General features: G+C 57.9%; 10 protein-coding genes. 5 read left to right on the top strand and 5 right to left on the bottom strand.

From position 1 onward, the window contains the following. Positions 1–78: 78 nt before the first annotated feature. Together L0977_RS24885 and L0977_RS24880 are read left to right on the top strand one after the other, a co-directional pair. Positions 79–1572 carry a hypothetical protein gene (locus tag L0977_RS24885; protein ID WP_234267614.1) on the top strand — a complete coding sequence of 498 codons (1494 nt, stop codon included), beginning with the start codon at positions 79–81 and terminating at the stop codon, positions 1570–1572. After that, positions 1562–2014 (top strand): hypothetical protein, encoded by a 453-nt coding sequence (locus L0977_RS24880; protein WP_234267613.1) that lies wholly within the window; start codon positions 1562–1564, stop codon positions 2012–2014. Before L0977_RS24885 ends, L0977_RS24880 begins: the two co-directional genes overlap by 11 nt. 36 nt (positions 2015–2050) lie before the next feature. On the opposite strand, the gene L0977_RS24875 is transcribed toward L0977_RS24880, so the two are convergent. After that, positions 2051–2470, bottom strand: coding sequence for a hypothetical protein (locus L0977_RS24875; RefSeq protein WP_234267611.1), 420 nt, complete (start codon positions 2468–2470; stop codon positions 2051–2053). A 77-nt stretch (positions 2471–2547) separates the two neighbouring features. On the opposite strand from L0977_RS24875, the gene L0977_RS24870 reads away from it, so the two are divergent. Together L0977_RS24870 and L0977_RS24865 are read left to right on the top strand one after the other, a co-directional pair. Next, positions 2548–2850 (top strand): helix-turn-helix domain-containing protein, encoded by a 303-nt coding sequence (locus tag L0977_RS24870; protein ID WP_234267610.1) that lies wholly within the window; start codon positions 2548–2550, stop codon positions 2848–2850. Positions 2851–2925: 75 nt separating this feature from the next. Next, positions 2926–3180: an antitoxin gene (locus L0977_RS24865; protein ID WP_234267609.1), complete on the top strand. Its 255-nt coding sequence runs from the start codon at positions 2926–2928 to the stop codon at positions 3178–3180. A gap of 79 nt (positions 3181–3259) precedes the next feature. Here the strand turns inward: L0977_RS24865 and L0977_RS24860 are convergent, their stop codons facing one another. Beyond that, complete coding sequence (locus L0977_RS24860) at positions 3260–8185, bottom strand: DEAD/DEAH box helicase (RefSeq protein WP_234267608.1); 4926 nt, start codon at positions 8183–8185, stop codon at positions 3260–3262. A 244-nt stretch (positions 8186–8429) separates the two neighbouring features. Between L0977_RS24860 and L0977_RS24855 the strand changes: the two genes are divergently transcribed. Beyond that, positions 8430–9698 carry a Shedu immune nuclease family protein gene (locus L0977_RS24855; RefSeq protein WP_234267607.1) on the top strand — a complete coding sequence of 423 codons (1269 nt, stop codon included), beginning with the start codon at positions 8430–8432 and terminating at the stop codon, positions 9696–9698. A 118-nt stretch (positions 9699–9816) separates the two neighbouring features. On the opposite strand, the gene L0977_RS24850 is transcribed toward L0977_RS24855, so the two are convergent. From L0977_RS24850 to L0977_RS24840, 3 genes are all read right to left on the bottom strand, one after another. Beyond that, positions 9817–11250: an SMODS domain-containing nucleotidyltransferase gene (locus L0977_RS24850; protein WP_234267606.1), complete on the bottom strand. Its 1434-nt coding sequence runs from the start codon at positions 11248–11250 to the stop codon at positions 9817–9819. Beyond that, entirely contained in the window at positions 11250–12293 is a 1044-nt protein-coding gene (locus tag L0977_RS24845) for an S-4TM family putative pore-forming effector (RefSeq protein WP_234267605.1), read from the bottom strand. Before L0977_RS24845 ends, L0977_RS24850 begins: the two co-directional genes overlap by 1 nt. 387 nt (positions 12294–12680) lie before the next feature. After that, positions 12681–13349: a hypothetical protein gene (locus L0977_RS24840; RefSeq protein WP_234267604.1), complete on the bottom strand. Its 669-nt coding sequence runs from the start codon at positions 13347–13349 to the stop codon at positions 12681–12683. Positions 13350–13436 lie beyond the last annotated feature (87 nt).

Genomic DNA, 13436 nt, shown 5'->3' with positions numbered 1-13436 from the left:
CCGCTGTCGCGGACCTGCTTGTTGATCGGGGATAGTGTTCACGAGTCCACCAAGAGTTGAAGTGGACTCGAGGCTCCTATGAACCGCCTCGGCTTTCAAGATGGGCTGACTGGACGCTCACAAAGCGGGGGCATCAGTGAGGCTCTGATGGTTCGGCATTTCGCTGAAAAGCAAGGCACTCAGTCGCTCTACGAGACCATGCAATTCGTTCCGGACCTTTTCCGTGATGAGTTCGAACGCACTCTCGCAGAAGTTGTGGCGCTGACTGCCCCCCTGCGTGCCACATTGAGGGCTCAGTACGAAACAGGTCGCCTGTTTCCGATGTACCAGCCAGACGAACTGGTCGACGCAGTCGAAATGTATGTCCGACTCACTGGAAATCCAATGTGGGCAAATACATCTGCAGCAGCGGCCCGAGCATGCGTAGAGCGCTATCGACAGACGTGGGATCTCCAAGAGCTACAGATGCTTACCTCCTTGATAAGGGGCGAGAGCGAACTTACAGCAGCTGTGAGCCGCTACTTTTCGCAAGAGAACAGAGCTTTGGGACTTGTTCTCAGAGACGGCAATGGTGAGCCCTCCACAGGGCGAGGAGTGAAGAAGAAGTTCCTGCGTATTTCAGAGGTCGAGTCGTTCATCTACAAATCAGTGCCCACCAAAGTTCCCGACCTTTCTCCCTTCACTTTGGACAACGGCACGAAGCTCGCTCCATGGGAAATGCTGTTTCTCTTGCCCAAGCGAGCTGTGGGCGCTGGGCGTGGAGACACCATCATTGATCCCACGATGACGTTTTCGGTAGGGGTGGCTGACGAGTCGCTACTGCAGGTTGCGTTAGGAATTGAAAACCAAGGAACTCAATCACTCTTCATCGTTTATGGACAGTCTGAAGAGGATCAAAGGCTCAAGCTGAATACGCATTCCCTTCGGCACTTGCAGAATTCCGAACTCTTCAGGTTGGGCATCGCCGACACCATCATCACCAAGCGATTCAACCGGCGTAGCGTTGCCCAGAGCTACGAATACGACCACCGCAGTCTGGCGGAGGAGATGGACCAACTGGAACTGCCCGGTGCTTGGGAGGAGTTCCTTGGTGACTCCAAAGCCGCAACGGTGGCCAAGATGATTCAGGCAGGTCGCGCACAAGGTCCAATCGTCCGAGAGTTCAAGCGGATTCTTGAGGAAGAAGGTGATGAGGCCGCCCTCCTCTTTCTAGCGGCGGAAGCCGACGGCTTCCACTCGACACCGTATGGGCACTGCCTGAACTCGTTTACGGTTGACCCCTGCCCCAAACACCTTGAGTGCTTTTCCGGCTGCCTCCATCTTTCTGCGACCGACCTCCCGGAAAACCGACGCAACTTGGTTGCGCTACACGGCAAGCTCAAGATTGCTTTGGAAGCTGCACAGGCACGCCCCGCCAGCACCGTAGGTCGTGACAACCAGATCGCTCATGCAAAGGTGCGACTGGAAGGAGTGGAAAGACTGCTCTCTACCGCACCAGGTGATCAAGTGTTCCCCGAGGGTGTTGACCTGTCGAAGTCCCCAGCACGAAGGAGTGTTCTGAGTGGCACGTAAGACTCTCGACCCATCACATACCGAGCTGACCTCTGTTCTGGAGGGCTTGCTGGCCCGCAATGAAGATGTGACTGCCAGAGCCGTGACCCGACTTCACACTTCAATTCGAGATGCCTCCGGCATCACCCGCCATACGGAACGAAGACAACTTCTCGAACAGTACCAGGCACGGCAAAGAGAGCTGCGCAAGGTGCTTGGTCAAGTGCAGAAATCAGGGACCGCAATCGCGGCTGACAAACTACAGCAGGCTTTGGAGCGGGTGCGTGAACTGGAGGCGAATGAAGCTGCTCGTGTGGCCAGCCATCTGGCCATGATTCACGTCGTGGCAGAGCTTGGTGGAACAGCCAAGCTTCAGCGCTTCTACAAGCGGTATGCGGATATCCGCGACCGGCTTGCTCGTGAAGGCTCGATACCTGCAACCTTCCTGAACGACGATCAGTAGCTCACTGCCCTGCCCTCCCCGCGCCCACCTCGGCCCTCATTCCTCATCCGATGGATCGCCTGTTTCCTGACGATCGCCGTGACGCCATGTGTGTACTTCACGATTCGTGAATATCGTCTGGAGGGTTGCAGCTTCGTAGCGGATCTCGGTACACCTGTGCATCAGCTCCAGTGACAGCTCAATCTGGTAGTCGGCAAGTATCTTTGCCTGTTCATGTTCGCTGGAACGGAGGTATTGGTCCATGCGCCCCTGGGCATCCAGGATGGCGAGCACAGCGGCGAGCGCGAGTCCCCCCGATGAATCGGCTCTGTTGCCCTTCAAAATCGCTTCTGTCGATTGAATCAGCTCTGTGAGCCAGGGGGTGCTGAGCGCATAAGGGAGACATGCTTCCACGCCTCTGTTGGTCACCTCGGCCTTGAACCTCTTGAGGCGACTGAGGCTAGTCGGTGTGCGCATTATTCGTGTCCCGAAGCCACAAAATGAACCCTATAGATTGTAGCCCTATAGGTTTCATGACGAATTAATCGGTATGGATGAAAGACATCCACACCAAACGGAACAACTTCGCCGCTGGCCTGAGAAGCGCTCGAAACGCACGCGGCATGTCCCAGGAAGATTTCGGCCTTGTATCAAGCCGCACCTACGTCAGCAGCTTGGAACGTGGCCTCAAGAGTCCGACCTTGAACAAGGTGGACGATCTCGCCGATGTACTCGGCGTGCACCCGCTCACACTTTTGATCTTGAGCTACACCGAGGGACGCGGCACGGAGCTGACGCCCAGATTCTTGGAAGAGGTCATGTCTGAGGTCGAGGCGGTCTTGAACTCCAAGTCATGAAGGCCCCCCTGCCGCGACCTGTGGAGCAGAATTCAGCCAGTCCCGCTTGGGGTCGCTTTTCAGGGAGGAATTCGCATGACGGCAATCAATCTGGGCATCAACAGCGACAGCATTCAGTACGAAGTAGCGCTGGAGATTCTGGGCCAAGAACGCCAACCGCTCATGACAGCAATCAGACTGGAGCGTGAGAAGGCCGAGCCATCAGAAGCCCTCCTGAAATACTGCCAAGCTCGCTTGACTGCCATCGATGACCTTCAGAGCGATCTCAGATCAACAGACCGAGACACCATCCAGCAAATCCTGGACCCACAGAACAGGCTTTTCCGCTGAAGGCCGCTCCTTCATTCAAAGTGAATGGGCTCCTTCGAAAGAGGCACCAGGACACTGACAAGGGCCCTTGGAGATCGGTTCAGATGTCCAACGGCGGCAACGCACGCACAACCTTCATCGTCTCCAAGCTGACCGTGACCACCCGTTGAAACAGCTCCATCGGGTAACGCGGATTGCCCATGGTCTCGACCGCCCAGTCGTTCGCATCGTTGACGATGCCGCTGTCCTTGTCGGTCTTGACACCCTGGCGCTCGACCACCCAATCCAAGGCCGGCTTGCCGTTGACGACGTAGTCGTAGGCTTCCGGCGGGATGCCGGTCAAAGTGATTCGGTCGTTGTAGTGCAGGGTCGTCAGGTCCTTGTCCTTGCCTTTACCCTTGCCGTAGCGCATCTTCTCGACGCGGTAGTCCGCGTCGGTGAGCTTCTTGCCGCCGCTATCGACCGTCAGTGGGTAGGTCTCGACGGTCTCGTAGTTCAGATGCAGATCGGCCAGTTTGCGGCCGGCCTTGGAGAAGGCCCAGAAATCGGCGGCCGTCTTCACACGCGGGATGCGCGGCAGTTCCTTGCCCAGGTTGTCGGCGAAGCGTTCGCGGTAGTCGGGCGAGTGCAGCAGGCCGTAGACGTAGTAGAAGAGGTCTTCCTTACTGATGCTCTCGCCGGGGTAGGCGGACTGGAAGTGTGCCAAGCCCTCCGCCGTGATGGCATCGCGGCGTTTGGCCGCTGGGGTTGATGCCGACTGATCGTCCGCGCCGAACAGGGCCGATTGCTCAGGGGGGGCATCGTCAACTTCAGACTCCAAGCCGTCATACAGATACAGGGGGAAACACTGAGACCCTGCAACAAAGTGGAAATTAGATACTGAGTCAGCCATGAGGCAGCTGAATCCTGCCGATTCGCCGAGCCCAGTTAAGCAAATCGTTCGATTCACAATCCCATCAGTCGGGAAGATTCGAGGCATTTGCAGAACCCGCTCATTGAGCTGGCGATTGAAGTACGTCCACTGCCGCGTGAACGGTCGGTACAGGCTGCGAAACAAGCACTGCGGCTCAAACTGCAGTCGCCGAGACCGAAGCAAGTCCTGCTTCAGGTTGACCGACCAGCTAATCCTGCCTGGATCAGAGTCGATAGCGGCATCGAGCCTTGCTGCCCGCGCCTTCTTATCGAGACCTGAAGTCACGGCAGCGAAGCGTTCGGATTCGGTGTTGAAGACCTGAATCATGCGAGTAATGTTCGCAGTCAGATCAGCTTTGGATGCGTTGTAGCACCACGCATCTCTGCTGGAAACAACACCCTGCGAGTAGTTCTCGAATAGCTTCAGTTCTGTGCCGCGTTTGTCGCCAAGAACGATGTGATCGAGGAAACTGTCGTCCCGCTGCTTGAGCCAGTCACCGTGGGCATCAGGGGTGATGGCCTGCCAGCCCTGCTCAGCCGTTATGCTGGCAATGCTGCCCACAGACACGATCTTGTCGAGCTTCTCAGCTTGATTCAGGTAGTCGCCGATATCGCAGAAGTGAATCTGACCACCGTGCTTCGCTGCGGGGTTCTTGACCAGCAGCGAGATCGCAATCGGCGCCCGACTTCCAAGGCCAAAGACGTTCCCGCCTTCCTTTCGCCGTATTTCCCCAGAGGTCCGGGCGTTGCCTCGCAGGTGGAATACGTAGATGCTGCTGAACTCGTCAGCTAAACATTTCCGTAGACCATCTGCGGTGTTGGCCTCAAGGAAGCCAGCGTTGGTGACAAATCCGATGACACCGCTGGAGCCTACGCGATCGCTAGCCCAACGAATTGCTCGGATGTAGCTGTCATATAGGCCCTTGGACAAGGCCGCTGCGGAGCGCTCTGAGTACGTAGCGCGGATGCGGCCATCAAGATGCTGGTAGGCGACGTTCTGATTGTTGTCGTTTTGGTTGCTCTGACCGATTGAGTACGGCGGATTACCAATGATGACCCGGATGTCCAGCTTCTTCTGCCGCTTGCGCCGCGCGCTGTTGTCCACCAGCAAGGCATCGACCAGGTCTTCCTTCTCGTACATCTGGAAGGTGTCTGTCAGGCAGATGCCTTCGAAGGGCTGGTATTTACCGCCGACGATGCCGTGGTAGACCGCTTCGATGTTGATGGCGGCGATGTAGTAGGCCAGCAGCACCAGTTCGTTGGCGTGAATCTCGTGTTTGTACTTGTGAGGTAGGTGCTCGGGCGCGATCAGGCCACTTTGCAGCAAGCGGGTGATGAACGTGCCGGTGCCGGTGAAGGGGTCGATGATGTGGACGCCCTTGCTGCCCAGCGTCTGGCCAAACTCTGTCTCCAGGATGTGGGCGACGCTGTGAATGATGAAGTCCACCACCTCGACCGGCGTGTAGACGATGCCCAGCCGCTCGGTCATCTTGGGGAAGGCGTTGCGGAAGAACTTGTCGTACAGCTCGACGACGATCTTCTGCTTGCCGGCCGCGTTGTCTATGCCCGCGGCGCGCACCTTCACGCTGTCGTAGAAGCGCTGGAGGGTGTCGGCCTCCTTGTCGAGCCGGTGCTCCTGCAGTACGTCCAGCACGCCCTGCATGGCCAGCGACATGGGGTTGTGCTGGGCGAAGCTGTAGTCTTCGAAGAGCGCATCGAACACCGGCTTGGTGATGAGGTGCTGGGCCAGCATTTCGATGACCTCGCCATCGCTGATGCTGCCGTTCAGGTCGTCGCGCAGCTCGTTGGCAAAGGTGTTGAAGGCCGCGCGCTCCTTCTCATTGGCCGGGTCTTCAACGATGGCTGTGATGCGGTCGATGTGGGTGCGGGCAATCTTGGCGATGTCATTGGCCCAGTCTTCCCAATGGTGACGATTGCCCACCTTCTGCACAAGCTTGGCGTAGATGGCTTTCTCGATCTCCCCGATCTCGAACGGCAGGGAGGTCTGAGCGTCCTGGCCGTAGGGCTTGGGCGTCGGCTCGCCGATGGTGAAGCCGCCCTTGCCGGCATCTTTGTTCTTCGGGCCCTTGGCTTTCTCCGCCTTCTTCTGAATCTTGTCGGTGATAGCGACAACTTCCATCTTGCTCGTGTCGCGCCCGATCAGGTCCAGCTTGTTAACCATCGCGTCAAAGCGATCGTCGTGCGAGCGCAGCGCCTGCAACACCTGCCACACGACGGCATAGGTCTTGTTGTCATTCAGCGCGTCATGCGGCTCCACGCCGGCGGGTATGACCACCGGCAGGACGACATAGCCGCGCTTCTTGCCCGGGGCGTTGCGCATGACGCGACCGACCGACTGCACCACGTCCACCTGTGAGTTGCGAGGCGTCAGGAACAGCACTGCGTCAAGTGCCGGCACATCAACGCCTTCGGACAGGCAGCGCACGTTACTGAGGATGCGGCAGGTGTCGTCGGCAGCATCGGCCTTGAGCCAGGCGAGCTTGGCTTCCTTCTCGCTGGCGTTCATGCTGCCGTCCACATGCTCTGCTTCACAGGCCAGGGTCGAGGCGGCATCGTCCTCCTCGGTCGCCTGATAGGCCTCGACCACCGCACGGAACATGCCGGCGATGTTCTTGGAGCTGACCTTGTGGGTTTTGGCCCCCTTGCTCACCTCGATGACCTGACAGAAGGCGACAGCGCGCTTCATGGCTTCGTGGTCGCCGTTCAGCTCCTCGGCGAGTCCTTGCTTGGCTAAGGCCTTCCAGCAACCGATGATCTTGGCTGCGTCGTCGACCTTGAGCTGGTTGTTTTCATCCTTCAGCAAGGACTGGATACGGCGGCTGACGTGGCTCTCCTCCACCGACAGCACGATGACCTTGTAGTCCACCAGCAGGCCGCGCCTAACGGCCTCGGAGAACGTGATGACGTACAGCTCAGGGCCGTACAGGGCCTCGTCGTCCATCGAACAAAGGGCCACGCTGTCCTGTTCGGCCTTGGCCTTGGCACTGTCGCCATAGATGCGCGGCGTGGCCGTCATGTAGAGGCGCTTGGCTGAACGGATGTACGCAGCGTCGTGCACCTTGACGAAGTTGCTCTCGTCTTCGTCACCGAACGTGGCGCCCGTGGTGCGGTGAGCCTCGTCGCAGACGATGAGGTCGAAATCAGCCAGGCCGTGACCTTGCTGGGCACGGTGGATGACATCGATGGAGTGGTAGGTGCTGAAGACCACACTCATGTGCGCGGCGTCGTGCCGCCTGGCCATCTCGCTGGCCAGGCGGCCTGGTTCGGTCGTGGCGGGGTAGCGCAGTTCGTGGGTGAAGGTCTGGACGCTGTCGTCGTCTTTCTGGCGCTTCTTCCCAACATCACTGTCCGAGCAAACGGCGAAGCTGTGCAACGGAGTGGCGCTTTCCTGGGTCCACTCGGTCAGGGTCTGCGACAGCAGGGACAGGCTGGGTACCAGAAACAGTACGCGCTTGCCCTTGCCGGCCAAGGCTTCGGCGATCTTCAGGCTCGTAAACGTCTTACCCGTCCCGCAGGCCATGATGAGCTTGCCTCGGTCGACGTTTTCAAGGCGGGACAGAGTCTCATCCAATGCACGTTGTTGATGCGGCCGGAGCTGCTTTTTGACCTTGAGCACCGGCGCGGCCTTGGGCTGGTACTGGGCCCAGTCAATCTGACTGTTCTCCAGGTCGTTCAAGTCGATCTTGCTGACGGGCGGCTGCTGGTCGCGCAGAGCCTCTTCGGCATGCGTGCTCCAGTGGTTCGTCGTGCTGACGATGACGCGATGGGCGAAAGGCTTCTTGCCCGAGGCAGTGAAGAAGCTGTCGATGTCGCTCTTCTGCAGCCGGTAGTCCTCGGCGTACAGCTTGCACTGGATCGCGTGGATTTCGCCCGTGCCGTGCGTCTTGGCGACCAGGTCGATGCCAGCGTCCCGCTTGTCCAGCCCCTGGATCGCCGCCCATTCACCGTAGGTCCAGACCTCGCTGTAGAGGTCTCGGTAGGTGGCCTCATTTCGCAGGTAGCAGAGTATCAACTCTTCGAAGTACGTTCCTTTTTCACGCTCGGACTGGGAAGATTGACGGTAGCACTCGAGGATCTCTTGCAGCGGGGTCATGGGCGCTCGGACTTCGGCTCCGGGTAGTGTTGGCGGGGTGAGGAGGATGTTACACACGTGACGAGAATGATCACGCCCGGGTCGCATCCGGCATTTCGCTGTTTTGGTGTTCTTGCCTCTCCGCCCTTGTGCAGGCGTGTTCCCGTTCATAGCAGATCAGACACCCGTCAGACTACGTTACAAGCTCCCGATGAAGGCATCGACATAGCTGACTACGATAGAGACCCAATGCCGATGACCGACCATGACCCAACTTGCAGTTGAGTTCGAGATATCAGACGGCGAGCTCCGCCTCGTCTACCGACCACGGGATGACACCAGCTGGGTTCGCGATAGGTTCGAGCGCGGCGAAGGACTGTTGGTGAAAGGTACCTTCCATCTCACGCAGCAGGACCTCGTCGAAGAGCCCGCAGACGCGGCAACCAGCGGCGCGGACAACGACGAGATCCCATGGGTGAACGACGATCGATTGGTGTTTGCTGTCGCCATTGCCGATGGCGAGTACTTCCGGTTCAAGCCTGAAGTGCTCGGATTCGAGACACCGGTCCTCCTGCACCGAGATTCGCGGCCCGATTGGAAGTGGTTCAGTGCCGAACGCAAAGTGTCCGTCCTCGGCATCATCGAAAGCCTCGGTCTCGAGCGCATCGTCATTGGCGGCCCGGAACCGGACGCCATCCCGACCACAGAGTACGAGCGGTTGATCAGCCAGTTCCCTACGCCGCACGAACTGCGCCGCTATGTCCAAGCGCGAGTCAGCACCGTCGTTCGCCAATACACGGAGCCGGCGATCGACGCTGAAGCAATGCTGAATGCGTACGTCGACAGGAGGACAACAGCTACCGCACCCGACCTAGAAGCACCCTTTCGCCGGTTCGATGTCGCCAAGTACGCCTTAGCACTGCAACGGCTTCAGGCGATGCTTGCCAACGAGGCGGGGACATCTGAGGCGCAGTGGCAACTGGAGATCGTGGAGATCATCCTCCTGCTAAACCCCAGGTACATCAAGGCCTTTACCGAGGTCAGGCTATGGGATGCCGATGACGCCACCTGGCGGCGCATCGACATTCTCTTGGTCGATGCGTCCGGCAACGTTGACGTCATCGAGATCAAGAAGCCGATGGGCAAACCCATCATGCTGCCGGCTCGCTACCGGGACCACCACCTCCCAATGCGCGATCTGATCGGCGCCATGGGCCAGGTTACACACTACCTCAGGCACCTGAACCGATGGGGGCCGACCGGCGATTCTTATCTTACCCACTTGCTCGGACCCCAGCTGCCTGCGGGGTTCAAGATCCGCATCATCAACCCCACTGGCATAGTGATCACGGGGCGCAGCAACGCTCTGTCTGATGCTCAGCGGAGAGAGTTTGAAGTACTGCGTCGCGACTCCAAGGGCGTCGTCGACATCGTGACCTACGACGACCTGTTGGCACGCCTGCAAGTGGTCCTGGATCAGCTTCGTGGGGGCCCCGCAGTCAGCGCAGCACCGGAATCTCCGCCTACCCAATAGGCTGGTGCGACACGATGGTGCCTTCCAACTCGTAGCTACGACACCCGGGACTTGGTAACGTTACATCAGCTTGGTACGGCTGATGGGGAGCAGGTCACTGTAGCCGAACGCCACCAGGCTACTCGATGACTACGTAGAAGGGATCTGACTGTCCCACCAGTCGGTTGTCGCGCTTGCGAATCAAAAACGCCTCAACAAAGTGCACGCCGCGGTACTCCAGTCCTTCCGAACGACTCGTGCCATCGTCGGATGGATAAAACTCGCCCCGAAGTGCACCCGCACGAGATGCCACCTTGTCAGTGTTCGTCACGCGCCATTGAACTTTGTATTCTGCTGAGAACGGCATGCCATGGACTCCGCTGGCATTGAACCGTACCCAATTGCCAGGCTGCAATGCCTCTGCCGACTGGATGGTCCGAACGGTATTCCCATAATGACCTGTCCTTAGCTCTGCGGCCACCCGCACAACATGTTGTTCTGGAGCCTTGCGCCATGTAGGCCTTCGAACGTGGGGCAAATGCCGTAGCTTCGCAGGTACTGCGGCGGCGCCCAGAGTCTTAACCTTTTCCACTAGGTCCTGGAAGTGGTTGCCCAGGACCAACTCGCCTGCGGTTGATGCCTCACTGACCTGCTCTGCAGCCCGTTTCGCCTCGCCAGCAGCAAAGTTGTCGCCGAACACACGTTGCCACTTACCGATGCTTTCATCGCGGTCTGGCTCCGAATACGCATCGTCAATCCAGCCGCGGTAAAGGTTTACCTTGTCGCGAAAGTTTCCATATTGCGTTTGGTCCCAGCCGCCTGCTTGGTCCTCTTCAGGCAGCTTTGGATTGGGTACTACCGGGACGTTCGGTCGAACCTGCAGCCAGTCATCCAGACGACCGACCAGTGTCTTGAGCGTCGTAGACAAGTCGGCAAACTGCACACTGTCACGGTCACTTTCATAGACCTGCAACCCCATCAGCGTTGTCAGCAAAAACGATGGGCACGTAAAGTTGCCCTTGATGTCGCGCATGTACTTCAGTAGCCGGGTGACCTTCTTCAAATCATTCCCGCCGGCGACGCCATTCTTGCTTTTCACCCACTCCGTATATGCAGACGGTGCCGAGGCCTCGAACTTGTCGCTATTTCGATTACAGACCTCGTACTGACCTGCATAGAGCCGGTTGACCACACAGGGCGCAACGTCGATCTTGCGCTCACCTGCGTACTCAACTGTGGCGCAGTGCGAAAAACGACGGACTTTCCCATCGTACGCAGGAAGCTGACCGAGTTTGGTAGCAAGCTCGTTCACGTAGTCCTTCGGTGCCCAGCCCTCCTTGGCCTCGACGAATACCAGCAGATCAGCGTCGAACGGTTGCCCAGACTGAGGTTTGATGATGGTCTCGTGGGCCCAAGAACCCTGCGGAGCGAACGATATGATTTTCGGGCCCCAGGCAAGGGCGCGAACTGCGTTCTCAACAGCAACAATGCTGTCCTCCAGCAAGCGGAGACGCGTGCTATTCAGATTGACATGGTCGTCAAGGAAAGTCCTAAAGTGTTCGTGCAGCTTCATCAGACCCCCAACAGGTTCAGCTTGCTCACGGCTTCAGCAACAAGCTTCTCAACTGCATGTTTAGCCTGTGCTTCTGACTTCTTGCGAAGTCGGTTGTAGAGCCAGTCGAACACCAGTGGATTGCTCGCACGGTGCCGGTAAATGGCGTCTTGCAATGCACGCGAGCTCAGCGTCAGCTCCTCCGCAGAAGCGCCGGTGAGAGCTTTTTCCCAAACTTTTTCGATTTCACCCTTCAGTGTCGTCAACGATTCGACGGTGTCCTCTTGCTTGCGATATTCCCGCAAGACAAAGCTGACCATCGGTAAGACTGGAAGACCCACCGAGATGATGAGCTCGTCGAGCTTGAGCCCTTGATGAAGACCAAAGGCAAACAGCGCAACACCAAGAACTCCAGCGATGCAGAAAAGTACCGCTGAATACGTTCGTCGCACCCGCAAGTCGTAGACCACGTTCGTTCGCTGGCACAGAAGCCGCCCCAATGGCAATGGCAATCTGTTGATGGCGCCTTCGTACCAGCTTTCCAGTCCTTTCTTCTCCCTGTCGGAGATCTGGCCTGGCGCAATAGCACGCAGCTCTTCAGGGTCCACTCGACTACCGGCGACCAACTTGTTCCAGTCAAGCTTCAAGACCTCGGTGTCGAATTGCTCCTGAACCTTGGCTCCCGCCTTGCTACATGCTCGCTGCTTCGGTGAGAGGACTCCCACATCGAGAAGCAGTAGGGCTATAGAAGCGAAGCCAATATAGGATCGGATAGCCGGAAAATCAGCACTGAAAAGCAGCACCAACAACGGCAGTATCAGGGCTGTGATCGCTACGAAGTTCTGATAATTCTTCGCGCGGGAATAGAAGCGCCGCTGCGCGCGCAACAGTTCCAGTCGTTCAGGCTTGTTCTGCTCAATGTCGATTCGATGTTCCATGGTCATTGGTGGTCCTTCCCTTTTCAGTGTTTTGTAGAGGTAGCTGCGGCGTTTTGGATGAACAGTGGCGTCGTCCCCGCCTTCGTGTGTGGGGCTCTGGATGCTCTCCACCGCCAGCCCAAACATCGGTCACAAGCCACTCCTCGAAGTAATCGAGCCACTCAGCGGCCCAAGGCAGATAGGTCTCTTTAAAGCGCATCTGTGGCACCCATTCGCGCGCCCGCGGGAGCCAAAGACACAACTTCGTGCCCTCCCCTTTATGCGGGTAGACGTGCGGCAACTTCCGCCCTGCGGCGAGCTCCTTGGGGTCCGGGTCCATCACCATCAGCTCAGGGAAATTGGAAGGGTAGACTTTTAGAAGACATTGGTAGACCCGGGCCATTGGTGTTGGAGCCACCTTGAATCCAAACCTGAGCTCTCGGCCCTGGACAAACTCCAGCGTCGATTCTGGCCACCTCAGCGCCTTCAATTCGGCGTGACGCTGGGCAAGGCTCGGAAGACGTGGTGGAGGCTTCACTCTGACGGTCCTCCGAAATAGGTATGTGCGCGGGCCGGTGTGATGACCGACGCTGCACCTGCAATCACGAAACCCGCCTGCTTCAACGTCCGGAAGCTCTCACGCCGTTGCGCGCTGTGCTGCAGCACGGCCTGCTTTGCACGCGGGCCGAACGCGGTCTCTACGGCCTTCGAAACCGTGTCTAGTCCATTGTTTCCCTCAATGGCAACAAGCAACCCATCCAGATCGGTCACGAACTTTTTCTGCCATTGTGAAAACGCCTGCTGGCGTTTTGAATCATTCATGGAGGCAGCCAGGTTGTCAGCCTGCGCGCACGGGTTCATCAAGGTCCAGATTTCCTTGCCCGACTGAAAAATCTCGCGCTCAAACAGATCTGGCAGAAGCTCAACGATGTCGAAGAACAAGTCCAGAGGACCATCGTGTGGCTTCGGCGCCAAGATTACGTAGGCCTTCGCAAACAGACTCGTCAAAAAGACTGAGGTCGGCGCAATGTCAGAACCCGCTTCCAACTCTCCGAAAGAAACATTGCGATGCATCTTCCCTAACTGGACGAACCTGCTCAGAAGACGGGCAAATACCTCGTCCGCCTCCGGTAGCGGAACGAGGTCGGCCTTGCGCACCTCTGCAAAATGGCTATTCGTAAAAGTGGGTTGAAACGGGATCAAAGCTCTCCTGCCTCGATCATGCGGATGAGTGTTGAAATGTCCGCTCCGTAGTTCTTGGGCGGCGGTGGTGCCTTGTGTTGGTCAGCC

This window comes from Hydrogenophaga sp. NFH-34, from assembly GCF_021401345.1.
In the GTDB taxonomy this organism is placed as follows: domain Bacteria; phylum Pseudomonadota; class Gammaproteobacteria; order Burkholderiales; family Burkholderiaceae_C; genus Hydrogenophaga; species Hydrogenophaga electricum.
This window is presented reverse-complemented; position numbering and strand designations above follow the sequence as displayed.